The 25485-nt window shown below is 67.0% G+C and carries 15 protein-coding genes and 3 pseudogenes; 7 read left to right on the forward strand and 11 right to left on the reverse strand.

Annotated elements, in window-relative coordinates:
- Positions 1-222: 222 nt before the first annotated feature.
- Entirely contained in the window at positions 223-612 is a 390-nt protein-coding gene (locus OG507_RS32800; RefSeq protein WP_327370725.1) for a hypothetical protein, read from the reverse strand.
- Between the two features lie 174 nt (positions 613-786).
- Complete coding sequence (locus OG507_RS32805; RefSeq protein WP_327370726.1) at positions 787-7365, reverse strand: RHS repeat-associated core domain-containing protein; 6579 nt, start codon at positions 7363-7365, stop codon at positions 787-789.
- 718 nt (positions 7366-8083) lie between these two features.
- On the opposite strand from OG507_RS32805, the gene OG507_RS32810 reads away from it, so the two are divergent.
- Genes OG507_RS32810 through OG507_RS32825 form a run of 4 tightly spaced genes read left to right on the forward strand, consistent with a single transcriptional unit; the run spans position 8084 to position 10603 of the window.
- Positions 8084-8599: a hypothetical protein gene (locus OG507_RS32810; protein WP_327370727.1), complete on the forward strand. Its 516-nt coding sequence runs from the start codon at positions 8084-8086 to the stop codon at positions 8597-8599.
- A gap of 11 nt (positions 8600-8610) precedes the next feature.
- On the forward strand, positions 8611-9618 hold the full coding sequence (locus OG507_RS32815) for a hypothetical protein (protein WP_327370728.1): 1008 nt from the start codon (positions 8611-8613) through the stop codon (positions 9616-9618).
- Positions 9615-10109 (forward strand): hypothetical protein, encoded by a 495-nt coding sequence (locus OG507_RS32820; protein ID WP_327370729.1) that lies wholly within the window; start codon positions 9615-9617, stop codon positions 10107-10109. The genes OG507_RS32815 and OG507_RS32820 overlap by 4 nt, the downstream gene beginning before the upstream one ends.
- A 17-nt stretch (positions 10110-10126) precedes the next feature.
- On the forward strand, positions 10127-10603 hold the full coding sequence (locus OG507_RS32825; protein ID WP_327370730.1) for a hypothetical protein: 477 nt from the start codon (positions 10127-10129) through the stop codon (positions 10601-10603).
- A 186-nt stretch (positions 10604-10789) separates the two neighbouring features.
- Here OG507_RS32825 and OG507_RS32830 read toward each other — a convergent pair.
- Positions 10790-11067, reverse strand: a pseudogene (locus OG507_RS32830) (alcohol dehydrogenase catalytic domain-containing protein); the annotation flags it as partial.
- Between OG507_RS32830 and OG507_RS32835 the strand changes: the two are divergent.
- The 3 genes and pseudogenes from OG507_RS32835 to OG507_RS32845 form a co-directional block, all read left to right on the forward strand.
- Positions 11066-11361: pseudogene (locus tag OG507_RS32835) on the forward strand (TetR/AcrR family transcriptional regulator); the annotation flags it as partial. The pseudogenes OG507_RS32830 and OG507_RS32835 overlap by 2 nt on opposite strands.
- A 261-nt stretch (positions 11362-11622) precedes the next feature.
- Positions 11623-12840: an IS110 family transposase gene (locus tag OG507_RS32840; RefSeq protein ID WP_327367044.1), complete on the forward strand. Its 1218-nt coding sequence runs from the start codon at positions 11623-11625 to the stop codon at positions 12838-12840.
- A 71-nt stretch (positions 12841-12911) separates the two neighbouring features.
- Positions 12912-13109, forward strand: a pseudogene (locus OG507_RS32845) (hypothetical protein); the annotation flags it as partial.
- Between the two features lie 65 nt (positions 13110-13174).
- Here OG507_RS32845 and OG507_RS32850 read toward each other — a convergent pair.
- The 8 genes from OG507_RS32850 to OG507_RS32885 all read right to left on the reverse strand — a co-directional run bounded on the left by OG507_RS32850 (position 13175) and on the right by OG507_RS32885 (position 25418).
- Complete coding sequence (locus tag OG507_RS32850) at positions 13175-15850, reverse strand: TniQ family protein (protein WP_327370731.1); 2676 nt, start codon at positions 15848-15850, stop codon at positions 13175-13177.
- Complete coding sequence (locus OG507_RS32855) at positions 15847-16983, reverse strand: ATP-binding protein (protein ID WP_327370732.1); 1137 nt, start codon at positions 16981-16983, stop codon at positions 15847-15849. The genes OG507_RS32850 and OG507_RS32855 overlap by 4 nt, the downstream gene beginning before the upstream one ends.
- Positions 16980-19160, reverse strand: coding sequence for an integrase (locus tag OG507_RS32860; protein WP_327370733.1), 2181 nt, complete (start codon positions 19158-19160; stop codon positions 16980-16982). Before OG507_RS32860 ends, OG507_RS32855 begins: the two co-directional genes overlap by 4 nt.
- Positions 19157-19912 carry a TnsA-like heteromeric transposase endonuclease subunit gene (locus tag OG507_RS32865; protein ID WP_327370734.1) on the reverse strand — a complete coding sequence of 252 codons (756 nt, stop codon included), beginning with the start codon at positions 19910-19912 and terminating at the stop codon, positions 19157-19159. The genes OG507_RS32860 and OG507_RS32865 overlap by 4 nt, the downstream gene beginning before the upstream one ends.
- 123 nt (positions 19913-20035) lie before the next feature.
- Entirely contained in the window at positions 20036-20506 is a 471-nt protein-coding gene (locus tag OG507_RS32870; protein WP_327370735.1) for a hypothetical protein, read from the reverse strand.
- A 23-nt stretch (positions 20507-20529) separates the two neighbouring features.
- Entirely contained in the window at positions 20530-22518 is a 1989-nt protein-coding gene (locus OG507_RS32875) for an ABC transporter ATP-binding protein (protein ID WP_327370736.1), read from the reverse strand.
- Positions 22515-23855 carry a phosphotransferase gene (locus tag OG507_RS32880; protein WP_327370737.1) on the reverse strand — a complete coding sequence of 447 codons (1341 nt, stop codon included), beginning with the start codon at positions 23853-23855 and terminating at the stop codon, positions 22515-22517. Before OG507_RS32880 ends, OG507_RS32875 begins: the two co-directional genes overlap by 4 nt.
- Before the next feature lie 354 nt (positions 23856-24209).
- Positions 24210-25418, reverse strand: coding sequence for a hypothetical protein (locus OG507_RS32885; RefSeq protein WP_327370738.1), 1209 nt, complete (start codon positions 25416-25418; stop codon positions 24210-24212).
- Positions 25419-25485 lie beyond the last annotated feature (67 nt).

Below are 25485 nucleotides of genomic sequence, written 5' to 3' on the forward strand. Positions count from 1 at the left end.
GCATGCTCACCCTCCGCAAATCTTCCTCAGATTGCTGATCAGCGGGTCGATGGGCGCGGACCGCATTCCTGGGAGCTTGCCTGTCGCCCAGGATGTACCGCCGAACGTCGCCACATCGACTCCAAGATAGAGCGAGGATTCGGCGCAGTCCCACCCGCACCACGAGCAACAGGCCAGGGCACCCCTGAACAGTTGCGTCGATCGTGACGGTTCACCGGCGCTTTACCGCAAGGCTTCGCGCAGCGCCTCACTGTCCCGGAGCACGCCAGAATCAACCGACTGGCGGATCGCCTCCATGAGGCGCCGTCTTTCGTCAGCACTGATGGCGGTGAGCGCAAACTTGGCCTCTGGCGCGTTGCGCTGCCGAAAGAGGACCACGTAACTTTGGCCTCGTTTCTGAATTCGGTCCACTTCCACAGCCTCAAGGTCCGCCGCTCGTAGTCTGCGGGTTGTCCAGCCTTTGCGGATGGTGATCTGACCGTCCTCGAGTGAGACCAGAAAGGCACGGGATAGCACGAATGGCACCGTCACCATTGCTGCCGCCAGAAGAACCCAAGCGATGCGCAACATCATGTCGTTTTCGACCATGGCGCGGAACAGGAGCAGCGCCATGAAGGGGAAGAGCGGAAGGAAAAGGAAACGGAAATCGGGCCGTGCGGACGCGTCCCGACATGATGGAGGCATGCTGATTCTCTTCCTTCTGTTGCTCGTCGTGTTGCCGCTGATACAGCTGCGACGACGGCGGCGCCCCGTACATGATGCTCCGGGGCGCCGCCTCGTCTCGGTCTACAAACCGCAGATCTTCCGGATATTGTTGACTGTCTGTTCCATCCGGACGGGCAGCAAGCCTCTGAACTTAGTGACCGCTCCCACGGTGCCACCAGCTGTTGCGGAACCCACCGTAATGGCCGTGGATTCCGTACAGTCCCAGCCGCTACCGTAGGCGCACTTGTCGTAGTTGAGGGCAACCTGCGTGGTCATCATCACGGCGTAGCTAGTCCAGAAGACCGCTGCCGCTACCGGGGCACACGCGCCCGATGTGAGCACAGTGCACACCGTTCCCGCCAGTGCCGCGACGCCCGTCACCGCGGTAGCAATGGCGTTGATGTGTGAGATGACAGCCGCGTGCTTGTGAATGAATCCGCCCAGGCTCCACAGACCAGTCGGGTCTATTAGATTGAGCGGATTGTTCGTGGTGTATCCGTATGCGCTGAGCGTTTGCTCCACTGCTGGGTCGACGGTGAGGAATTGTGCGGTGGTCGGGTCGTAGTAGCGGGCGCGGAGGTAGACGAGGCCGGTCTCCGTGTCGGTGTACTGGCCGGTGTACTGCATCGGAGTTGACGCGGTTCCGGTGTGGCCGAGGACCGCACCGTATGGGGTGTAGTCGTAGGTGCAGTCGACCGTCCCATTGCTGTTGGTCAGCGCCCGTGTGGATCCCAGTTGGTCGTGGAAGTACCAGTGGGTTCCGTCTGATGCGATCTGTTCGACGGGCAGATCGCCAGGTCCGTAGAGATAGTCGGTGGTTCCGTCGGAGAGCAGGTTGGGGATTTGTCCGACGTCCCATGTGAAGGATGACGTGGTGGCGCCGATGGTCTTGGAGGCGCGTAGGCCGGTGCCGTCGTAGGTGTAGGCGGCGTTGGTGGCCCCTGCGGTCACTGCGGTGAGCTGGTCGGCCTGGTTGTACGTGTAGCTGGTGGCGGTGCCGGCTTGGGTGCTCTTGGTGCGGTTGCCCTGGGCGTCGTAGGTGTAAGTGGTGGCCCCGGAGGGTGCGCTGGCGCAGGCCGGGTTGGTGGGCATGGTGCTGGTCGTGGACCAGCACAGCTGGTTGGCCGGATTGAAGGACTGACCGCTGTCGCCGACCTGGACGGCGTTGTCGGCCGCGTCGTAAGCGAACGATGTGGTGTTTGTTCCGGAAGTGGCCGATTCCAGCTGCTCGTTCGGCGTGTACTGGTAGGTCTGCGCGCTTCCGGGGACCCCGGTGGGGGTGTCCGTGCTGAGCTGTCCAGCGTTGTCGCGGGTGTAGGTCAGGGAGGCGAGGGTTCCCGATCCGCCGCTCAGGGTGTCGGAGGTGGCCTGTCCCGCGTCGTTGAATTCGGTGACCGCGGCTGTGCCGTTGGGGTACGTGGTCTTCTTCCACTGACCGTCGGCACTGTAGCCGAACGTTGTGGACTTGTTGTTCCAGTCCTTGACGCCGCTGAGCCGGTTGGCCTTGTCGAACGTCCGGGTGACGTTGTGTGTCGTACTGCCCGGGTAGCTGACGGAGGTTGCGTTCCCGGCGTCGTCGTAGCTGTAGCCGACTGTGCTATCGGCTCCGTTGGCCTGGGCGGTCAGTTCACCGAAGGTATTATAGCTCCAAGTGCTGGTGCCGGTGCCGTCTGTCATCGAGGTGCGCCGACCTGCGGCATCGTATTCGATGTTGGTGACATCGGGTGTGGCGCTGTCGGAGTAGTCGACCGTGGTGGCGTTGCCTGCGGGGTCGTAGGTGTAGGTGGTGGTGCGGTCTGAGGGGTCGGTGACCTTTGTGAGGTTGCCTGCGGCGTCGTATGCCGATGTGGTCGTGTGGTTCGAGGGGTCGGTCCTGGTGGTCTGGCGGCCCTGGGCGTCGTAGCCGTAGGTGGTGTCGGCGCCCGCACCGTCCGTGGTTTTCGCGACCGTGCCGTCTGCGTTGTAGGCGGTCTTCAGGACGCTGGCATCGGGCCGTGTGACGGTGGTGTTCTGGTCGGCGGCGTCGTAGCCGTAGGCGGTCTTCTTGTTGTTGCCGTCGGTGGTAGACGTCCTGTTGCCGTTGGCGTCGTAGGCCGCTTCGGTGGTGTGGCCGAGTGGGTCTGTGGTCGTGGTCCGGTTGCCCCATCCGTCGTACCCGTATGTGGTGCAACCCCTGGCCGGCGGCTTGCAGGTGGTTGTGATGCCCGCTGCGGTGCCTGCCGGGGAGACCGTGGACGTCAGCAGACCGCGGTCGGTGTCGTAGCCGTACTGGGTCTTGTCGCCCTCCGCGTCGGTGGTGCTGGTGACGTCGCCTGCCGTGTCGTACGCGGTCTTGCTGGTGTTATCCCGCGGGTCGACGCTACGGGTGGCGTCTCCCGGGTGGGCGGTGTCGTCGTAGTAGACGCTGGTGGTACGGGTCGACGCGCTGCCGTCCGCAGGCTGCTGGGTGGTGCTGGTCAGCAGTCCGAACCCGGTTCCGGAAGCAGCGATATGCCCACTCTCGTCGTAGGCGTAGTCGGTACGCAGGCCGGACGGGTCGATGGTGGTGATCAGGTTGTCTTTGTCGTCGTAGACATGGCTGGTGGTGAAGCCGCGGGCGTCTCCGGCGGAGATCTGATTGCCGTGGTCGTCGTAGGCGTAGGTCTGCAGATTGCCGTCGGGGTCACTGACGGAGGTGACGCCGAGGCTGATCGGGTCGTAGGTGTACGTCCACGTTCCGGCTTCGGTTGTTCCGTAGCCACGAGTTTCCGACTGCAGCATGCCGTCGGCATAGGTGTAGAGGATCTTGTGGTCGGCCGGGTCGGTGACCAGGGTCTGCCCCGCGGTGAGGCCCGTATCGAGGTTGGGGCCGAAGGCGAAACCGGTGGTCTTCCCCGTCGGATCGGTCTGCGTGACCACCCGCTCCGCGGTGTCGTACGTCATCGACGTGACCGGTGCCGGCGTGGCGGTGCTGCCGTACTGGACCGGCTTGCGCATCGCCTTCATCAGGTGCGCGGCCGTGTACGTGTACTGGGCGTGGTCGTCGTCCTTGAGGCTTGGCGTGCGGGTGGTGCCCACGCCATAGACGTCGGTGAGATTGTCGCTGGCGTCGTAGCCGTAGGTGACCTTGCGGCCTGCCGAGTCCGTCAGGGCGGTGATGTGGCTCCCGGTCCAGGCCAGTGTGTAGACGCGGCCGCCCGGGTCAGTGATCGTGTGCAGGTGGCCGTCGGTGTCGTAGGCCAGTTTCGTGGCGTACGACGGGCTGGCCTTGCTGCCGACCAGATCGGTCTCTTCGGTCAGATGTCCGCTTACGCTGTCGAAGGTGAAGATCTCCTTCGACTTGCGGGTGAAGATGTAGTTCGAGCCGGACTTGGTCAACGTCGCGTCATAGCGCGGGGCACTGGGTGTATAGACCCCTGAGGAGTTGGTGAAGGTGACCTGGGAGCCGTCCTCCTGCTTGACGGTGACATCCCCGCTGGCCGAGTCGGTGCTGGTGCTCAGGTTGTAGGAGTACGTCCACCCCCAGCCGAACGGGCCGTTCTCGGCGAGCGCGGCGTTCGGGCCGTCGGGGCTGGCCATCGCCGATGCGTAGCTGCGGGTGAAGTCCAGCGGCATGCCGCGGCCGGGCGTCGACAGGTCAGTGAAGGTGTCACCGAAGTAGCCGGTGCTCGTGTCGACCGGGTCGCCCGCGGTGCGCCGCACGCAACCACACTGCACCCAGGACGGATTGCTGCCCTTGGGGGCGTCCTTCACACCGGGCGGGCCGCCGATCGGCTTCCCCGGGGTGCCGCCCTCCGGGATGAACGCTGCCGCGTCGTAAGCGACGTCGTAGTCCGCGTAGTTGATGTTCCCGGAACCGGTGATCTCACTCTTGTTGGTGAGTTTGATCGTGGCGCCGTCCTCCATCGCGAAGGTGCCGATGGTGACCCATTCCTCGGTGCCCCAGTTCTGGTTCACCCGGATCTTCCACGGGCTCGCCCCGCCGCCCGGGTTGATGGTGTAGACGACGTTGGTCGCGCTTGCCGCGGTGGACGGGAAGTGCAGCTTGATCTTGTAGTACTGCAGCTTCGGCAGGCTCGGTGCCCAGGTGCCGGTGTCGATCTCGGCCGGGTTGGAGCCGTCTTCGGTGTGGGTGAACAGGATGTGGCCGCCGAAGCCGACTCCGAGCTGGTGGGTGTCGAGCGACCCGATCGGATCACCGGCGCTGTTGGTGCCGGGCGAGTACGTAAACGTGCCGCCCTGCGACCAGTTGGACGATCCGCAGCCGACGAGGTTCAGCGGTGGCTGGCTCTGCGACTCGTCCACGATGATGGGTGAGCCGTGTCCCTCGTCGTGCACATGGGTGGTGTCCAGCGAGCAGGACGGCGGATGCGGGTGCGGCTTGACGACCGCGGGTTCGCTGGACCCGGCGCCTGCGGTGTAGCTACTGGTGGCGCAGGTGGTGGAGCAGTCGGATATGAAGGTAACGGGCTGGTGCCACCAGCACTCGTAGTCCGACAGGGAGCAGTAGTCGGAGTTCTGCGCACCGGTCGGGTCGCACAGGTTGTCGCTGGTGCAGAAAGCGTCCACGGGCGGGATCTGCAGCCAGGTCTTGCCGCCGTGATAGTCCGGCTTGGCGTACGCGGGCTCGTTGAACCGCAGGATCGGCTGGCCGATCCAGCCCATGATCCGCTCCTGGTAGGGCCAGCTCGCCGGGTGCGAGGCGTCCGCGTACGAGTCACGCAGATACGGAGCGCGAGTGGGCGGGTAGTCGGGGTTGCGGGGGTTGTTGGCCCAGCCCAGGCCCCACGTGCCGTCGGCTCCGGTGCAGTCGGGGCCCGGGGTGCAGCCGGTGGTGTTGCCGAACGCGGCGGTCGGCTGGATGCCGGAGTTGTAGGCCCAGGCGGCGAAGTACCAGTTCTCCAGGTACTTCGGGTCACCGCCGTTGACGGTGATCCCCGCGTCGTAGAGCTGGTTCCAGGTGCGCTCCAGGATCTGCAGGCCGGCGGCCATGTTCTCCTGGTAGTCCGTGGCGATCTTCCACTGGCCGTGCGCGGAGTAGCTCGTGTCGCCGTTGGCCATGCCGGTGGTGACCTGGCCCAGTCCGTAGCCGCAGTCGGCCTTGGCGTAGTCCATCTTGGTGATCAGGCCACCGGCACCGTAGTAGTCGGCGATCAGCGGGTTGCCGGGGATGCCGGGCAGCGCGTGCCAGGACGCCTGGCTGTAGTTGGACTCCTGCGCCACGATCGCCTGGTACACCGAGCGCGGAACCGAATCCCAGGAATCGCCGGCCGGGTGCTTGAGGGCCACCTTGGCGAAGTCGCCGTTGGGCGAGTAGGCGACCAGGCCCAGGTTCGCGTAGTTCGACGGCCGCTGATAAGCGGAACCCGTCAACAGCCCCTGCTCGGCCATCTGCGCCGCCCACGACACCTGCGCGGTGCCCGGCTGCATGACCTGCCGGTTCTCCTCGTTACGCCCCACCGCACACTTCGGGGTCGTCGAGGAGGCAGCGGTCAACGTGGCGGGCGCGGCGGCCGTCGTGTCCGCCGTCGCGGTACGCAGCGACGCGGGCTGGATACCCGGCGACGCCGCCTGCGAGGCGGAACCTGTGACATAGGCGGACTTTGCTACGGATGTGGCGCCCGGCGCCTTGGGTGCTGGGGCGGGCAGGGACGTCGACGGTCGCTTCGACGATCCGGCTGCCGTCCGCTTGAGCAGCTTCCCGCTGCGGCTTGCCAGGATCAGCGGCGCGGACTGGTCGGTCTTGGCACCCAGGCCCATCACCGCCCCGCCGTCCAGAGACACACCCGTGGCGCCGTTCGGCAGACCGTGCGTGCTCACCTTGCGCAGGCCCGACTTCGCCACCGTCTTGGAAGCGCCGACCGCGATCGCGTGACCAGCCCGGCCCTGCAGCAACTGCAGATCAGAGTGCTTGCCCTCACCCAGCTTGGTCAGCTTCCCGGACCGCTCACGCATGATCAGCGACGACTTACCTGCGGCGAGCTGCACGGCAAAGTCCACACCCCCGCCGGCCTCCGGGCGCAGGTCGTACGCCAGCCCACCGGTCTTTGCAACTTCCACCGGACGGCCGGTGGCTGAGCCCTTGCGCGGCAGCCGCACCAGCGAACCACCCAGGACACCGACCGGCCCCTGCTCGGTGGGAACCACACTGGTGACCTGGCCATCAACGGTGACAGAGTGCTCGATCTTGCCCTTGAGCATGTCCACCGTCAGCACCTGCGTGCGACGCTGGTTGTCACCAGGGTTGATCGTGAACTCCGCAGAATCACCAGTTCCGCAACCCGGCGAGTGGTACTTCAGGGCCACACCGGTCGCCACCGACTTCACCACACCGCTGCGCAGATCCACCGTGTAAGCGAACGCCCCGTGATCCCGGGCTGCCGCCAGATTCACCGACGAGGCGGGCAGGATCGCGACCGCGGCGTACTTGCCGTCCCCGGACACACACTGATAGCCCGTCCACGAGGAGTCGTCGATACCTGCCGGGCGCAGTACCGCCAGCTCCCGCCAGGTATAGCCACCGGCGCCGGTGGCCAGCCCGAGGTGGTAACCGGATCCGTCACCCCAGCCGTTGACCATCACATCGGCCGCCGGCCCGGCGGCGTCCTCGGGCGACGACGAGAACGACACGGGCTTCGACGGCGCGGCAGCCGGCTTGTCGGCAGCGGCCGCAGGGGACATGGTCCCCGCTATCAGGGACCCCGCGAGCACGATCACGCCGGGCAACCCCAGCTTCCGCCATCTCCTCACGATGGTTCTTCCGAGCCGTCTGGATCGTCTTCTGTCGTGGAGCATGGTTCTCATCCCTGGTTGGCCCTTTTTCGCGAAATCGCCAAATTGCCATATTCGGTGAATGGAACTTCACCTTGTGGAGCAACGATGTCCGCCAGTTGATCATCCGGTCAATTGTCTCGATAGTCCGGAATTTCATGCAGAAAATGCCATATGTGGCTGAAGAGCCAACGCGACAAACACCCCATACTCGATCACGGTGGCCGCAATTGCGCCATGCAAAGGTTCGCTAAAGGATTGCCCGGCAATACGGCAGCTGCCGCCCCGGGGAGTGGCGTCGCTGGCGGTAGTTGCTGATCCGGGCGCGAATCCGGCGGCGGCGTCGTCAGGGCTTTCAGTGGAGGACGTGGCCATGCAGTCGACTGAGGCTGAGCTGCGCAAATAGCCGGATTGTGGAGGTTCTGGTTGCCGGATCGGACCGGTCGGTCGAGGCGCGCACTGCCCAACTTGCGCGCTCAGCGCATCGGCGCGGGCGGGCCGACGGACCGTCAGGTCGTGCCTGTGGCGCATCCCTGTGGCGCATCTCGATCTTGCAACGCCTCTGGCCATGACGCCCGCCCAGGTGTGAAGATCCCTATCGCCCAAATGATCAACTGATGGAGATGCGATGAAGAGGATCCGCTTCAAGAAGAAGGCAGCCGCCTTCGCCACGTCCTTCGCGGCCCTGGCGGCCGTGATGGCGACCGCCGTTCCCGCGCATGCGGCGGAGTTCAAGGTCACCGACAACTGTGATGTTCCGTGGATCACTTGCTCGTACGGTGATCTGTGGCTTTTCTACAACACGAAGCAATATGCCGTCCAGGACGGATACATCAAGTCGGCGTATACGACGTTCTATGGCGACGTTAACGACCACTCGGGTACGAGCCAGTACCAGGGATCGACACTGTCGACCTACCGGTACGTATTCGGTAGCGGCGGTAATGGCAACGGCGAGTACATGAAGAACAATGCGGGGTCCGTTCAGAATTGCGCCCGGGATGACAACTACCGCGTGTACTACAACTCTGGCTACGGCGGCACATCGCAGTACTTCGTAAAGAACGGGCCCTACGGAGACTGCGGCCTCACTGACCTGATATCCGCCCTGCATAACAACAATGCATCTTCCCACTTCGCGTAAGAAGGAACCCCGTGAAGCACACCAAGCGGATAGCCGCCGCAGTAGCCCTGACCGCTTCAACCCTCCTGCTCAGCGCCTGCTCATCTGGCACGGCTCCCGACACCACGAAGAACGCAGCCGACGGCAGACCGATCGTGAACAAGGAAAACTGGCCCAAGAAGATCCCCACCAGCGGCCTGACCAAGAACCTGACCCTTCCCCTGGAGGCGTACATGTCCTCCTACGAGGACCAGGTCACCGTCGAGCAGGCCGCGAACGATCTCCAGCAGTCCTGCATGAAGGACTACGGCATCGACCTGACGCTGCCACGCGCGGGCGCCAACCCCCCGCCCAGCGACAACGACGCCAACATCGAACGCCGCTACGGCATCACCGACCGGGCCGAAGCCGAAAAGTACGGCTACGAACTCCCCCCGGCGCTGCAGGAACACACCGAGCAGCCCATGCGAGACCTGTCGGGTGTCGAGGTCGAGGTCTTGACCGGCCACACCAAGCCCGAATCGACGCAGGCTCCCAAGGCAGGGGTGTCCATGGCCGCCCCCGGCCAGGGAGTCGCCCCCGCTCGATCCGAGTACGACGGCAAGAAGCTGAAGACGGGCGGCTGCATCGGCTGGTCAAAGAGCCAACTCGGCGTGAAGGAAGCCGACTCGATCGTCGTGGCGCAGCTCGCCGGGGACAGCTTGATGCAGTCGTTGAAGGACGACAAGGTCATCAAGGCCATCGCCGCGTGGTCCTCCTGCATGAACGGCAAGGGACACGCGGGTCTTGCTGATCCGTACAAGGCGATGGATCAGGGTGTGACGAACGATGGGAAGCCGTCGAAGGAGTCCATCGCTCTGGCGGTCGACGACATTGACTGCAAGAAGCAGACGGACCTGGTGAAGATCTGGTCCGATGTCGAGTCTGTAATCCAGAAGAAGCAGATCGCCGACAACAAGAGCCAGCTGACCGGCATTCAGGGGCAGCACGGCAAGGAGATCGCTGCCGCGCGCAAGCAGATGGCGGCGTCCCCGCAATGAAGATCGAAACGGTAGTGCCCGGACCACGCATGGTCCAGGCACTTTGCCTCATGGCGGCGTGCCTGCTGGCCGCCGGATGTACGGACGACGAATCTGCCAAGCCCCCGGCGTCACAGCGATCAGTGACTCCGAGCGCGGTGCAGAGCACTCCGCGAGCGCACCCATCGCCGGTGGCTTCGGTGCACTCCGAAGGCCGTACGCGTGTCCTGGATTACGGGGACCTGGTCGTGCGCGCCACGCCCGAAACCAGCGGCGTGCGCACCGAGATCGAGGTAGCCAATACCTACGAGCGGACCGCGACGTACTCAATCAAGATCAGCATCGCTGACGGTAAAGGCTGGACCGCGTACAACCGATTCTGGCTCCAGGACGTCCCTCCGGGAAAAACCAGGCGGGATAAAGCGGTAATCGGGTCCCCACGCATGGGGCCAGTTCCGCAGGTCCCGAAGATTTACATCGACGAATTCACTCCAATAGTCGATCGGAAGTAGAAGAGGCAGAAAGGGACTTGAGGGATCTGAAGAGACCGGCGTGCGAGTTCACCCCGAACGACTTCGCGGGGAAGCCGTTCGTGGAGAGCGGACGGGTGGGGGAGATGGCGGTTCTCGGCTTCGGGGACCGCGTCTCCTGGGATGCCCCGTCGGGCGCTGGCACCCTCACAGCGTCGCGGTACGCCCTGCACGTGGCGTGCCCGTTCCGGATCACCCAGGGCGCGGCCCGGGTCGTTGTCGGCTCGGAGGAGCTTCGGCGATCCGGCGGCGGTCCCTTCGATCGAGGGGCAGCCATGTTGGAGGGCTACCTCGACCGGACCGCTCCCGTCGTGCAGGAGATCCGGACGAACCCACTCGGCGACCTTCGGATCGACATCGAGCACGACATCGCCGTGGAGGTCTTCCCTGCGACCGCATCCCGGGCCGAGTCCTGGCGATTGCTGGAACGCTTCGGGGGCCATCTCGTCTTTCCCTCAGAGATCTCAGAGTCATGATCTGAATGTACATGGGCGGCGCAGATGCGTCGCCCATGTACATTTTGGCGATCTGCCGAGGGCTCGTAGTGGCACACGGCAGATCGCACGATCCGTTATTTGCTCGATGTCCGCACCCGTGTTGGTGCGACGGCGGCGCTGGGGCTCGTGCGGTTGTTGGTGCCCTCGGTGCGGGTGGCGACGTTTCTGGTGGACGGCGAGGAGTGCGGCGAAGGTGCCTATGCGGTCCTTGTCGGGCCGGGCGTAGACCTCGTCGCCCACCGCGAAGCGGGTGACGGAGGACCTGACCTGGGGGACCTCGCCGGCGAGGTCGTTGCCCAGGACAATCGGCAGACGGTAGGACATGAACGCCTTGAAGTCCCCGTTGCGGATCCTGAGGTCCAGCGGGTTGACTCCAGCTGCGTGGATCTTGACCAGGACATCGTCCGCACCCACCTGGGGGCGGGCACCTCGGCGGCACGCATCCCGGCTTCGTCGCCGTACCTCTCGACCAGGAAAGGCACCCACGTCAGCGTCGCCGATCTATGAAGGCGGTCGGTCTCACGCACGGCGCCTTCTACAAGCCGTTCGCCTCCAAGGAGTCGCTCGTCGACGAGGCCACCGCCCACGCCTTCGCCGAGGTCACGCGACGCCATGCGGCCGGACTCGAGCGGTACGACGGTCGGCGCGACGCCACCCAGCAGGCCCTGATCGACATCTCCCTCTCCGTCGAACACCGCGACGACCCGGCGGACGGTTGCCCGGTCGCAGCTCTCGCCCCGTTATCTTTTTCGCGGTCCTGCAACGGGGCCGCTGGCCTCCGGGCCCGGTATGACTGTTGCCCCCTGTCGAAGGCATGACCTGGGGGGTGGTGTCGCCGGGTCCGGGGGTGTTCGTCGGAGACGCTGATCAGAGGTCCGGCCACCGTCCGGTCCGGCGCAATGCCGGGCAGTTCGCGGGCGGCAGGTCTGCATAACGTGGATGCGCGAGCACGACACCCGAGCCGAGGCCGGCACCGTCAACACCCCTGGAAGGGTGCGATGTTCGAGATCGAAGACGTGGGCGTGTTCCTCGGCCTGGACGTCGGCAAGTCCGCTCACCACGGCCACGGACTCACCCCGGCCGGCAAGAAGGTCTTCGACAAGCCGCTGCCCAACAGCGAACCGAAGCTGCGGGCCGTGTTCGACAAACTTGCCGCGAAGTTCGGCACCGTCCTGGTCATCGTGGACCAGCCCGCCTCCATCGGTGCCCTCCCGCTGACCGTCGCCCGCGACGCCGGCTGCCGCGTCGCCTACCTGCCCGGCCTGGCCATGCGCCGGATCGCCGACCTCTACCCCGGCGAGGCCAAGACCGATGCCAAGGACGCCGCGGTGATCGCGGACGCGGCCCGCACCATGCCGCACACCCTGCGCTCGCTCGAACTCACCGACGAGATCACCGCCGAGCTCACCGTCCTCGTCGGCTTCGACCAGGACCTCGCCGCAGAGGCCACCCGCACCTCCAACCGGATACGCGGCCTGCTCACCCAGTTCCACCCCTCCCTGGAACGCGTCCTCGGGCCACGTCTGGACCACCAGGCTGTGACCTGGCTGCTGGAGCGCTACGGCTCCCCGTCCGCCCTGCGCAAAGCCGGCCGCCGCAGGCTCGTCGAACTGATCCGGCCCAAGGCCCCACGCATGGCCCAGCGGCTGATCGACGAGGTCTTCGACGCGCTCGACGAGCAAACCGTTGTGGTCCCGGGCGCCGGCACCCTCGACATCGTTATCCCCTCTCTCGCCGCGTCCCTGGCCGCCGTCCACACCCAACGCCGGGCAATGGAAGCCCAGATCAACGCCCTGCTGGAGGCCCACCCTCTTTCCCAGGTCCTGACCTCGATGCCCGGCGTCGGCGTCAGGACCGCCGCCGTCCTGCTGGTCACCGTCGGCGATGGCTCCAGCTTCCCCACCGCCGCCCACCTGGCCTCCTACGCCGGTCTCGCGCCCACGACAAAGCAGTCGGGCACCTCTATCCACGGCGAACACGCCCCCCGAGGCGGAAACCGGCAGCTCAAACGCGCCATGTTCCTCTCTGCCTTCGCCTGTATGAACGCCGACCCCGCCTCCCGCGCCTACTACGACAAGCAACGCGCCCGCGGCAAGACCCACACCCAAGCCCTCCTCCGCCTCGCCCGCCAACGCATCAGCGTCCTGTTCGCCATGCTCCGCGACGGCACCTTCTACGAGACTCGGGCGCCGAAAGACGTTGAGCTCGCCGCGTGACCCCAGCAACACCGAACTACCCCAAACCCACCACGGGCGCCTTGACGAAACACATAGAGGCACCCCCCGGCATCGCGCGCGATGCCGGGGGGGGCGAGAGCTGCGACTTCGCCGACTTCCTCGCCGATGGCGAGCAGGAGGGCATCGTCCGTCTCTGCACCCTGTTCGGTGCGCTGGTTCTGTCCCGGGCCGTTAAGGGCTCCCCACTCTCCGAGGAGATCCTCGCCGCCGCGCACGCAGACTTGATCATGGGCGCGGCGGTCGAGTAGGCGATTCGGGTGATCAGGCGAACCCGGGGCCGGGCCGACACTGTCTGCGGCACCTGGCCCTGTGCTCACGGTGAATCTTGCCGGGTTGGTTCGGCGTCGTGTGCGATGCGCAGGATCTGCTGCGCTTCTCGCAGGAAGTCCCGCCCGCGGGGTGTGGGCGTGAGGGGCCGAGCGTCGCGGTCAATGATGCGGAAGCCTGCCCTGCGTTCGATAGCGTAGATGCGCCGGGCAAGCGTGATGCTCTTGCCGCCGTAGAAGCTGTCGGCAGCTGCGGGAATACTGTCGTGGCCTGCGACCTGGACGATGGTGCGTAGTCGGTTCAGCGCTTCGCGGCCTGCGGTGACGGCTTGCATCGCCGGTGAGAGCTGTGCGGGGAGGTCGATGTGGCCAAGGCCGTTGTAGTGGCCTGGAGGGTGGACGGTGATGCCGCACCGGCGGGCTTTCCGCGACAGGCCCCAGGTGCTCATGCCGCATTCGCGTGCCAGTTCGCTTAGAGGTCGCCGCTTTTCGACATGTTCTCGGTGCAGCCAGGTGCGCAGGAAGTCGGGCGGTTCGGTTTCCGGGCGCAGGGTGCGGAGCGGGATACGGTCGAGGGCGAGGAGGGCACGGACCGTGGTGGCCGCGCACTTGGCCATGCCGGCGATCTCCACTGTGGTTTTGCGTTCGGTGACGTACAGCTCGCGCAGCCGACGGGGTGCGAGTACCGCGGCGCGGGTGGCGGGGTCCGATGCCCGGATCCTGCCCAAGAGCTGATCCGGCGGACCGGTGACAGTGTGGTCGATCTCGAAGTAGAGACGGAGATGCTCTGCGGTCATCCCGGTGGCCTCGGCGACCGGGGCGTTCGTATCGCTCCTGCTCAGGGCGGCACGGAGCCCGGTGACGTCGACCCGCTCGGGTGCGATGCCCGGCCAGTCGACGTCGCGGACCCAGTGGGCGGGGGGCTCCCAGGTCACTGGCTCGTCGATGCCGTGGGCCACCAGGCTCTGTTCCGCCTGCGCGTACAGGAAGGCGCGCAGCGGCAGCGGAGCGCGGTAGCGGAATTCGGTGCAGCTCCACGCGAAGCGGGTAGCCGCTCCTTTGGGCGCGGGCGGGCTGTGCCCGGTCAGCAAAAGCAGCAGGTACCAGCGCATGACCTGCTGCCGGTGCTCGCCGCCGGCCAGCCAGCCGTGCTGGAGGATCAGGCGCCGGTAGGCGTCAGGGTTCAACTCGACGGTGGTCTCGGTGAACGTGACGCGGCGGCGGGCGTAGTCGATGGGTGAGCCGTGTTCGTCGAGCGCGTGGGCGAGTTGGGCGAGCGTGGAGGCCAGCGGGGTGAGGTCCTTGTCGCGGTACACGCGTTGCTCGACGCTTTCGCGGTCGCGGGCGGCGCGGACGTTGCCCAGCAGCGGCGCGGCGCGTACATACGGCAGGTTGGCCGGCCCGCCCGGGACGAGAAGGAGGCCGGAACAGCCATGGCGGAAGGCGTCGACACGGAAGACACGACCTTGCGATCGGAGACGGTCCGCAGGGAGCAGGCGCAGGGCCCATCCGGGCCAGAGCATCGCGGGGATCATGGTGGCCCGCCGGTGGATGTCCGCTTTGCTGCGGTCGGGCCGTCGGGGGGTGGGCGTGGCGCTGGCGTAGCGGAGCCGATTGTGCAGGAGGGTGTGCGGATCCTGGTGGGACATGACGCGGGCGAACAGGTCCGGGCCGCTGTCGCGCCACCGGAGGGCCAGTTGCCCGAGGTTGAGGTCACGCGCCGCCAACGGGCGGTCCGATTGCACGATCCATTCGAAGAGACGCTGGTGCTCGGGGTGTCCGCCGCGTAGCGCCACGTGGGCCAGGGCCGTACCCGCGGCGACGTGAGGGGTCTGCAGGCTGGCAGCATTCTCACGGCGGCGGCTGCCGCTGTTGCCGGACAGGTGGTAGGCCGCCTGTCCGCTGCCGTCCGGGAAGGGGGCGGGGAACGTGCCGCCGCATTCGTCGAGAACGGTGTGGACGAGGTCGGGCGCCTGGTCGCGGTTGGTCCGCAGGCCGCGCAGCGCCCGCCAGGCCAGGGCGTAGAGCTGTTTGAGTTCGACCAGGGTCTGCGGCCGCTCGTCCGGCGGGACGGCCAGTTGTCCGGCCACGCGGTGCTGTGCGCGCAGCACCAGGCCGTCGGGGGGAAGGGAGATCGCCGGGGCGTGGAGCAGGTCAGTGGCACAGGGGCGCCAGCGGCCCTCAGCTGCGTGATCGAGTCGGTCGCGCGTGCAGATGCCGACGTCGCGGGGCCCCTTGAAGCTGATCTTCCATGGGTGGGGCGGGCGGCCGCAGGCGGGACAGAAGTCGGCCAGGAGCAGCTGGTGTTCGGTGCAGGCGAAGGCCCACGGCAGTCGCCACAGCAGCATCCCGCGGCCGCCTTTCTCGCGCAGGCAGGCGGGACAGTAGCGGGTGCGGCTGCTGCGGAACGCCCAGGTCGGCGGCCGCTCGAGCTGGCGGCGGCCCGGCGAGATGTTGACGGCGAAGGTGTCGTAGGAGTCGAGCGTCATGGCCCGCAGCACCGCGGCGGGAGCGCCGGTCGCCTTGTGCAGCTCGTGGGCCTCTGGCTCGGTCAGCCGCAGCAGCATGTGGTCGACGCGGGCGGCGGGCAGCCCGATGTGGTGCAAGAAGCCCCGGTCGGTCGTGCGTAACCTGCGCGCGTAGCTGCTGATCCAGCTGTCCAGGGCCTCGCCGGGCAACGGCGTCAGGGCGATCGGGATCCTGTCCGGCGTCCAGGTGCTCATGCCGACTTCCGGGGCTGCTCGCCGTCGTCCGGATGGGTGGTCAGCAGTCCGGCCTCGATCGCCGCCTGGAGTTCTTGCCGGGCGTCTTCGGCTGCGGCGTCGTTCTTGACTTGATCCATCAGGCGCTTGTCCAGGCGCTCGTGCCCGGAGCGGATCGCGCGCAGGCAGCCGCGGTTGATCAACGTCATCAGTGAGGCGAAGTGCCCGGTGGAGCGGGAGTAGAGATAGTCGGCCAGGTCCCTGGCGAGCATGCCGGGGTACTTGTCCGCCAGCACCAGCTGCTTCTCGATCGTCTTGAGCAGTGTGTGCCACTGGCGGCGGCCCATGTTGTCCTCGACCTGGAACGGCAGCAGCGTCAGCGGGGTGGTGCGGCGTCCGAACTGCGCCAGCAGGGCCTGCTGCGGGGACAGGCCCTCGCGCAACAGGCCGCGCTGCTGTACCCCGACCCCGATGTAGATGAGGGTGACGGGGAAGACGTTGGCCAGGTATTTCAGCTGGTTGGCCATCCGGACCGCGTTGCTGTTCGAGCCGGACATGAAGTGCACGTCGTCGATGATGATCGCGATGGTGTTCATGCTCAGCACCGCGTCCACGGCGCGTTCGGCGAGCATGTCCGCGTTTCCGGACGTCGGCAGCCCGTAGAAGCGGCAGATGGAGGCGTTCAGGCCGCGGACGGAGGTGTTCCCGGTCAGTGCGATGTAGATCATCGGTACGCGGCGGTCCCCGGCCGCTGTGGTCTCGCCGCGCAGCGCGACCTGCTTGCGGTACAGGGCGCGGCCGTAGGCGCGTGCCGCTGTGCTCTTGCCGAGCCCAGGATAGGCGTCCACGAGGGCGGCGGGCTTGGTCTTGTCGCCGTCCTGGCGATTGGCTTCCACGATCTCGGCAAGATCCGCGTGCAGCGCGAGAAGTTGCGGCGTGTCGATCGGGCCGATGTTGGCGTGCCACACCTCGCGTCGGTCGTTGTGTTCCAGCAGCGCCCGCGGCGACAGCCCGGCGAGCTGGGCCCGGGTCAGCTGATCGGGCTGGATGCGGTCCGGGGCGAAGACCTCGACCAGCCAGCCGGACAGTCGGGTCGGGCTGTACTGCCGGTCGTCGCCCTCGAACGGCTCGGCGTCCATGCTCGCCGTGCTCAACGGCTTTCCCAGACGTCGGCGTAGTAGTCCTCGTCGTCGATCGCTCCGGTGTATTCCTCGCCGGGCAAGACCGCTTCCAGTTCGTCGTCCTCGTCATCGTCGCCGCCCGGGACCTGCTCCACGGCGTCCACGACCCGCAGATCGACCTCTCCGGGGTCGTCCGTGTCCGCCCCGGGACCGCCGCGTGCTGCCAACCGCCGCAAGGACGGCAGCGAGGCCACAACATCCGCCTCGTTCGGTGCCTCGTCGTCGCCGACCATGCGCAACCGCTCCTGCGACAACCGCACCGCCATGCGCCGCTCGGTGCGGTCCCGGGCCAGCCCCGCGCCCCACCGCTCAAGCAGCTCGACCAGTGCACGTTTGGTGTCCGGGAACCGGTGCGTCTTCTTGGCGAGCCTGCGGGCGTAGCCCACGGCCTCCCGGCTCACCGGACCGTTGAGTGCCGCCGCGTGCTCCCAGTCCAGGACGTGCCAGTTCCGCGTTTCCGGGTCCTGGAAGTACGCCTTGGTGATGTCGCCGGAGTCGACGGCGATCGGCCACTTCCCGGCGTCAACGCCCCGATAGGGGCTGGGCTGGTTGCGGTGGCCGTTGAGCCCGTCCCCGTTGTAGCGTAGGCCCTCGACCTCCACCCCGTAGTGGTGGATCGGGACGCGGGACTCCTCCAGGAAGTCCAGGGCGAGATGGGGTCGCAGCGGGATGCGCAGCGGCCCGGCCCGAGTGACCCCGTGCTCGAACATGTCCAGCGGGCTCAGTTTCAGCCCCGGTACTTCAGGGATGCACAGCCCACGATGGTGGCGCCGGTGATAGACCGTAGTGATCCATTCCCTGATGATCGCTTCGAGTTCGTCGACGAAGAAGAACGCCTCGTCCTCGACCTTCTCGCCGCGGCTGTGCACATCCGGGCCCTTGTACCCGGGCAGTGCGGCCAGGATGCCCTTGTTCAAGGTCAGGAACCAGCGTTCCACCGGCTTGTCCGTCGGGGTCTTGGGGCGGGCCGGCTGCAGTGAGATCCGCAACTTCGCGCAGACGCTCTTGATGTGGTTCGACAGATAGACCTTGCCGTGGTCGAAGATGATCGTTTCCGTGGCGACCGTCGGCAGCAGCGGCTGACCGTCCCGGTCGACCAGCTTCTCCGCATCAACCACCACGGCCGACGGCACTCCGCAATACGGCAGCGCCTCCTCGCCGTCCGTGGGGGCTTGGCGTGGACGTACTGTCTCATACAACACGCCCGCGACATCCACCGACTTCGTCGACACCGGGGTCAGCCGCAGACCCACGATGCACCGGCTGTACAGATCCATGGCGACGGTGAGCTCGCACCGCACCCACCGGCAGGTCACCGGCTCCATCGCGAAGACGTCCAGGCTGTTGGTGTCCAGGACCACGTACTCGCCCGGCCGCGTGGCACGCAGCCTGCCGTACGTGCCCTGCGGAGCATCCGCGATGGACCGCTTACCCTTCGTGCTGCCTTCGAACGCGTTGGTCCCCTTGGAAAGTTGCCGCAGCAACGCGTAGCCCATCGTGCGCGCTGGCAGCGGCACCGTGCCCTGCCCGTGCTCCTTAACCAGCCGCTCCTCGATCTCGGTCAGGATCAGCCCCCGCACCGGGCGGCTCGCCTTGACATTCGCCTGCAGAACAGACTCGGCCATATCCAACCAGCGGGGGTCCGCCCGCTCCACCACGTTGCGCACCGGCCGGTCCACGACGAGACCGGCCGGGCCCGACTTCTTCAGCGCCGCAGTCCACCGGCGGATCGTGCTGGAGCCGACCCCGAGCTCGGTGGCCTTGACGGCGTACCGGTGCAGCATCGGAACTCCCGGCGCGAAATCCGCACGCGGCTCTCCCTCCAACGCCAGTTCGGCGTCGCCAAGACGGTACCCGGTGAGCACCTCCTGGAGGTGCTGGACCTTCACGGTCAGATCGTCGTCCTCCTCGTCGGCCAGACCGCTCAGCACAGCAGCGGCAGCCGTCTCCTCCTCAGGGACCGGCTCCAGGAACTCGGTGGTGGGATGCGCCAGCAGCACCGAGATATCGACCTGCCTCAGCTTCGGCGGCCCGGCCAGCGCGGACTGTCGCAGGAGAATCCTCCGCCCCTCGATCTCCGCCACGGTGAACTGCTCACCGTCGAAGCTGACCGGCAGCCCCAGGCGCAGCGTTGTCGTCCACCCGGTCATCCGCGCCTCCGCAAAACACACTCTCCCGACAACAGACCGGCCGACAGGTCCGTGCACAGCCGACCCGCCCACAGCAACGCCATCAGCGCCGGACGGGCTTCCTCCGGCGGGCGGCCACCCGCCAGACGGCGCTCGGCGAGAGCCATCTCCTCGCCGTCCACGACCTCCTGCCAAGCCCGCTCGATCTCGTCCTCGGGCACGACTCCGGGGTGCCGATATCCCGCCAGGAACCTGACGTTCTCCAGGAGAGTCCGCTCCGCCCCCGACCAGATCTCGTACTCCCAGCCGTGCCGCTCGATCAACTGCCCCGGCCAGGCCAACGCCTCTACGACCTGGGGATCCTCAAGGCGAGAAGCCGGTTTGACGTTGACCACGCGCACCGTTCCCGACCCCATCACCAGGAGGAAGTCCGGGACATGGCTGCGTACCTTGCCGTCGACCCGCGCCACCATGCGGCAGGGCTGGGCGAAGATGCCGCACACCGACGGATCGAAGTCGGCGAGCAGCAGACGGGCCAGTTCCAGACGGCTCTCGTAAACGACCTGGCCACCCGTCGTCGCGGAGGCGTAGTCGCCCGAGTAGTGCGTCATGCCGTGCACCGAGCGCACACGACGCCACGGCTCCGACTCGGTGAAATCCCCCAACCGAAGCTGAGCGAACGAAATCTCACGAGTCGATCCATCCACGTACCGAATCGACGCCGTCGGGCTCCTGTGCCTGCTACGGCCCTTGCTCGGGCGCTCTGTCGCCATACTGGAACAGTGCGAGGGGAACACACCGCCCAAACCAGAAGATCGCAATCAGCCGACTACTGACAACTACTGCACGTGAGGATTGCTCATGATCACGTGAAAATGCTCAACCGGTGCTCATGATCACGCGGAAGTGCTCACGAAACCGCGGAACCTACAGTGGACGTGGTCGTATCCGGTCTGGGGCAGGAAGCGGGTGGCGCGGTCGGTAACGGCCGGATCGATGTCCAGGGTGGTGACGCTGCCGGTCGGGCCGACGAGTTCGGCCATGAGGGCGGCGTTGTAGCCGCCGGAGCCGATCTCCAGGACACGGTGGCCAGGCCGGATGCGGGCAGCTTCGAGCATGTCGGCCTGCAGCCAGGGCGCAGAGATGGAGCTGATGATGCTGCCGTCGTCGCTGTGACGGGTGGCGACGATGTCGTTGGCGTACGCCTTCTGGACCGGCACTTCGGGGGCGAAGGCGTGCCGGGGCACGGTACGCAGGGCCTCGTCGACCGCCGGGGTTCGGATGTGACCCGCCTCGGCGAGCTGGTCGGCCAGCTGGTGGCGCAGGGCGCGTGCTTCGCCGAGGTCCGTGGTGGAGGGTGTCGTCACGGCGGGCCTTTCGGGCGAGCGGGTCATGCGGGGTCCGAGACGGGGGGTGCGGCGGGGTTCGGGATGCTGGCGGTGGGGGCGTACTGGGCGGCTTGTGTGTCGAACATGGCGGCGTACCGGCCGCGCGCGGCGATGAGTGCGTCGTGTGTGCCGTGTTCGGCGAGGCGCCCCTGGTTGAGGACGTAGATGCGGTCGGCGTGGCGGACGCCGGACATGCGGTGAGTGACCAGGACGACGGCCCGGTGCGGCGCGGCGAGGCGGCGGATACGGTCGAAGGCTTCGATCTCGGCTTCGGGGTCGAGGGCGGAGGTGGGCTCGTCGACGATGAGGACGCTGTCCGCCTGCGATGTTGAGCTACGCCAGTGGGTGCGGGCCAGGCCCACTTTCTGCCATTCACCGCCGGAGAGTTCGACGGCTCCGCGGAACATGCGGCCGAGCATGCTGTCCAGCCCGTTGGGGAGTTTGGCGGTGATGGGCCCGGCTCCGGCGTAGTCGACGGATGTCTGCAGGTCGCGGGTCGAGGCGGCGTGGCCGGGGCGGCCGATGCGGATGTTCATCGCGGCAGTTACGGGCCAGCGTTGGAAGTCCTGGGTGAGAAGGGAGACGCGGTCGAAGACCTGGGAGCGCTCCAGCCCGGAGATGTCGGCCTCACCCCATCTCACGGTTCCGTCGTGGGGGAGCAGCAGACCGGACAGGATCTTCATCAACGTGCTCTTGCCGGAGCCGTTCTCGCCCACCACGGCGATGACCGACCCCATGGGGAAGGTGAGCGTCACGTCGTCCAGGGCCGGTGCGTCGCGGTCGGGATACCGGTAGGTGACGTGTTCCAAGGAGACCTGCCTGACCCGGGCAGGGACGGGACTGCCGGTCTGCGGGATGGCGCGTTGGGTGGCATCGACCAGGAACTGCCCGTGGTCCCTGACGTAGAGGGACTCTTCGTGCAGCTGGTTGATGTTCATCACCAGGGCGCCCAGGCTCGCTGACCCGGTCCGTACCGCGATCACGGCGGTGCCGGCGACGGCGAGGCTCATGTGCCCGGCGACGATCAGCCAGATCATGCTTCCGTAGGTGGCGGCCATCGCTAGCCCGGACAGCGCGGAGGCGACCCATTCGGTGATGGCTTTGCTGGAGGCCAGGCGTTCCTGTTCCGCTTCTGCGCTCGCGGCCATACGCCGGTACCGGTCGAGGAGGAAGGGGCCGACGGCGTGGATACGTACTTCTTGGGCGGCCGTTCGCTCGGTGAGGAGGTTGCCGATGAGGCGGCTGGCCCGTAGGTGCTCGATCCAGCTCATCATCGACACGTAGCGTTCCTGTGCCACCCGCATGGCGCCCCAACCGCGGGGTGCTGCGATGACCAGCAGCATGGGCAGCAGTGCCGGGTGCAAGACGGTGAGCACACCGGCCGTGGCGATCAACGAGATGGTGCTGTTCAGCGCGGAGACGCAGGCGCCGATCATGCGGCGCGCGGAGGCGGGCCCGTACTGTGCGATGTCGATCAGGCGGCGGAAGTCCGGATCGTCAATCGCTTCGAGTTCGACGGCGGTCGCTGCGGCCAGGTATTGCGTCGTGGCGATCCGCTCGACGAGCGGTTCGAGGCGTCCGGCCCGAGCGGTCGACCAGCCGGCCAAGGCGGAGTTCACGACGGCGACGCCTGCAGCGGCGAGCAGGCCCGGCAGCAAGGCGTGCAGCCGCTCGACAGGGTCTCCGGCCCCCAGGAGCGCGTGCATGACTGCGTTGATGGCAAGCAGGCCGACCGCGGCGGCGATGCCCTGGCCGAGTTCGCTGATCGCCACCGCCACGAGCGCGCGATGGTCCGCGCTCCAGGCCATCCGCAGGGTGGCGCTGACGAGTCCGGGCATCTGACGCAGCGCTGTCCGCATGGTCAAGTCCAGCCCCGCATGCTCGTGTTGGGACCAGCCCATGTCGTAGCGCAGTGGCCCACCGAAGAGTTCGCGCTCTGCGTCGGAGACCTGAGGCTCGGCCATGCGGACCTTGCCGAAGAATCGCTTCACTCGCTGCCTCCCTGCGTCGGCCAGTTCAGAGCCCGGTAGGACGGGCCGTGGGTGAGCATGTGGAAGATGTGGGTGGTGTAGGGGTGGCAGTCCGGCGGGGGCTTCTCCATCGGTACCCAGAACAGCCCTTCGTGCTTGTTCGGCTCGGCGTTGTGCGGCTCGCCCGTCCAGGACTGGGCGACGAACACGGCGGTGATCTCCAAGCCATCGCCAGGTTCGTGGTGGTGGATGAGGCCGCAGAACTCCTGCTGGTCAACGCTGATGCGGACCCCCGTCTCTTCTTTCACATCGCGCCGCGCGGCGCGATCGAGCGGTACGCCGGCTTCGAGATGGCCGCCTACGACGATGATCTGTCCCGGTGCGAGGGCCGCGCCCGGCTTGCGGCGCACGCACAGGGCGTCACCGTTGGCATGGAGCAGGACCTGGGCCACATCAGAGATCAGCAGGTGAGGCGCGTCGCTCACAGACGGCCCTCCTGCATCAGGCATTCGACGGTGCGCCGGCCGCTCGCGGTCACGAGAGGGTCGCCGTGACGGGGGCCGTAGGCGAGGGGCGCTGGCGGCGGCAGCTGCAGCGAACGCTGTCAGCGCCTTTTCCTCTGTCTCGGACAGAGGCCGGCCGTACCCCTCGAACAGGGCGGTTCGCAGTCCGGGGTCGTCCAGCCACAGCGAGGTGGCGAGTTTGACGAAGTCGGTGACGAGAGGCCCCGGTTCGCTGCGCTCGAAGTCGATCAACGCGCAGCGTCGGCCGCTCCACAGCAGGTTGCGCTCCCAGAAGTCCCCGTGCCTCCACCCAGCCGGTAGCGGTCCGCAGCCCGGCAGCGCGCTCACCAGGCACCGCAGCGTGTCGGCTTCCGCGGCGGACAGGTGGTCGCCAGCCTCCGCGAGGTGCTTGTCCAGGCCGGCCACCGTCTTCTCGACGACTTTGGCGGCTTCAGGCTGGACCAGGGGGCCGGTCATTGCGTCGTGGAAGCGGTGCAGGAGCTCGCCGGCTTGGCGGTGGGCAACGCGGCGGCGCGCGGGTGACTCCTCTTCCTTCAACGGGTCGCCGTCCACAGCGGTAAGGATCAGGGCGAGCAGCTCTGCAGAACTGTCATGCAGCACCGGGGCGTTGGCGTGGCCGAGGTGAGGAACGGCCACCCGGTAGGCGCGGGTCTCGCGCGTATACAGGATCGGCTCGGGCGCCACTTCCACATAGTGGTCGCCGGCCGGTCCGGTCACCCTCCACACCTGGGAGTTGTCGCGGGCGTGCGAGGTGCCCCGCACACAGTTCAAGGGGCCCAGGACGCTCTCCACCCAGGTGGCGAGGGAGGAGGAAGCACGAGTGGATTCCGTCATGCCAGGTACCTCGTATCCGGTCGTGACCCCTCGGCGAGCAGGGCGGCGCGGTCGGAGGCGATGTGAGGGTTGGTGCCCCAGGAGACGGCGATGTTTTCGAACGCAGGATGAACGAGCGCAGGGCGGCGTACGGGATGCATGGAGGCTCCTCGGGACGAGATGCGGACAGGTGATCGGGTAACGGAGGTTCTGCTGTCGCCGTAACGGGTGGGAGCGGGCGAAATCTAGAACCCGATTTCGAATAGCAGGCACTCTCCTTGTGCGGCCGAGTGTGACGGGCTGTGATGCTGTGTTCGATCACTCATGTGGGTCGCGGTAACTCCTCCGGGGGATTGCCGGGCGCCGCCTGGCTGGTCATGACATTGCGAGCTCCGGTCGGAGGGCGATGGCGTCGCGAAGGAAGCTGCGCTTCGAGTAGAAGGTGTGCGCGGTCGCCCAGCCGTGACTGGCGAGGTACTCACAGAGCCAGTTGTCGATCCGCTCCATCTCGATGAGGACCTCGTCCTGGTCGTGATCGAGGATGCTGCGCGAGCGTAGGTACTCCAGCTCGCACTGGGAGAGCACTACTTCGGGTGCCGCCAGGAGGGCGCAGCGGTCGACGAAGATGCCGTAGACGTGTCCGGTGCGCATCGACTCGCACTGGATGTCGTAGCGGACGCGTCGGAAGGGCGGCATAGCCCGGACTTCTAGGCCCAAATCTTCGCCCAGGTACGCCTCGAAGCGGTCGGGGGTGATGTCGAGACCGGAAGTCAGTTCCTCGCGGCGGGCGAAGGCGTCCTCCGTGAACCACTTCCGCTTGAGCACGTGCCCGGCGGTGACGGTGGGAATGAAGGAGGCGTAGCCGATCTCGGACTCGGGGCCGGTGACGTCGAACAGGTGGTTCTCGGTGTGATGGATCTGGAACTCTTCCCGGTACTCCGGGCGGCAGCCTTCCAGTTCGCCGTCGCGCAGTGCCTTGAGCAGTTCCATGGACGCGGACCAGATGTCCGGTGCCGGGTCGAGGGTGTACTTGAACTCCAGCTCGGTACCGGAGAAGTGCTTGCGGAAGTACCGGAGGTGGTTGTTGAGCGCCGTGCTCGACTCAGCGTGAGCCGTCAGCACGGGGTCGAGCCAGCGCAGTTCCTCGACCGGGCCGTGGCCGACTGGTTCGCGGGTGGTGCGGACGAAGCAGGAGTCCTCGGGGTGGAAGCGGATCTGCGCGTACGCGTGGTAGCCGCCGCCGGGGTGTTCGGCCAGGTAGCACAGCGGCACCAGCCCCGGGGCGGCCTCGGCGCCGACCAAGCCGCGCAGGGCGAGGCCGGCGATGGCGTCGGGGAACAGTTCGCCGCCGTCGATCCGGGCTGACCCGAGCCGGGTGCCGCCGGGGTGCAGCGCTTCGGTCGGGCAGGGCCCAAGCGCGTTCCAGCGGACGATCACGGTGGTGGCCGGCTGGCACACCTCCTGCGGTGGCACCCGTACGAGCACGATCGGCTCGTTGGGCCGCCGTGGCGCGGTGCGGTTGAGGAGGTGGACTCCGCCGAGGACGACCCAGGCTCCTCGGTCCGAGGTCTGTTCATCGTGCACGCTGGACTCCTTCGTGTGAAGCGGGCACCACGGGTGATCGCTCTATAGCCCAAGGGGGCAACCGGGT

This window comes from Streptomyces sp. NBC_01217 (assembly GCF_035994185.1).
GTDB lineage: Bacteria > Actinomycetota > Actinomycetes > Streptomycetales > Streptomycetaceae > Streptomyces.

What these genes read in the sequence shown, in the direction of transcription:
- OG507_RS32800 (WP_327370725.1), bottom strand. Translation starts at nt 612, where the DNA reads ATGGCGCTGCTCCTGTTCCGCGCCATGGTCGAAAACGACATGATGTTG.
- OG507_RS32805 (WP_327370726.1), bottom strand. Translation starts at nt 7,365, where the DNA reads ATGTCCCCTGCGGCCGCTGCCGACAAGCCGGCTGCCGCGCCGTCGAAG.
- OG507_RS32810 (WP_327370727.1), top strand. Translation starts at nt 8,084, where the DNA reads ATGAAGAGGATCCGCTTCAAGAAGAAGGCAGCCGCCTTCGCCACGTCC.
- OG507_RS32820 (WP_327370729.1), top strand. Translation starts at nt 9,615, where the DNA reads ATGAAGATCGAAACGGTAGTGCCCGGACCACGCATGGTCCAGGCACTT.
- OG507_RS32840 (WP_327367044.1), top strand. Translation starts at nt 11,623, where the DNA reads ATGTTCGAGATCGAAGACGTGGGCGTGTTCCTCGGCCTGGACGTCGGC.
- OG507_RS32850 (WP_327370731.1), bottom strand. Translation starts at nt 15,850, where the DNA reads ATGAGCACCTGGACGCCGGACAGGATCCCGATCGCCCTGACGCCGTTG.
- OG507_RS32860 (WP_327370733.1), bottom strand. Translation starts at nt 19,160, where the DNA reads ATGACCGGGTGGACGACAACGCTGCGCCTGGGGCTGCCGGTCAGCTTC.
- OG507_RS32865 (WP_327370734.1), bottom strand. Translation starts at nt 19,912, where the DNA reads ATGGCGACAGAGCGCCCGAGCAAGGGCCGTAGCAGGCACAGGAGCCCG.
- OG507_RS32880 (WP_327370737.1), bottom strand. Translation starts at nt 23,855, where the DNA reads ATGACGGAATCCACTCGTGCTTCCTCCTCCCTCGCCACCTGGGTGGAG.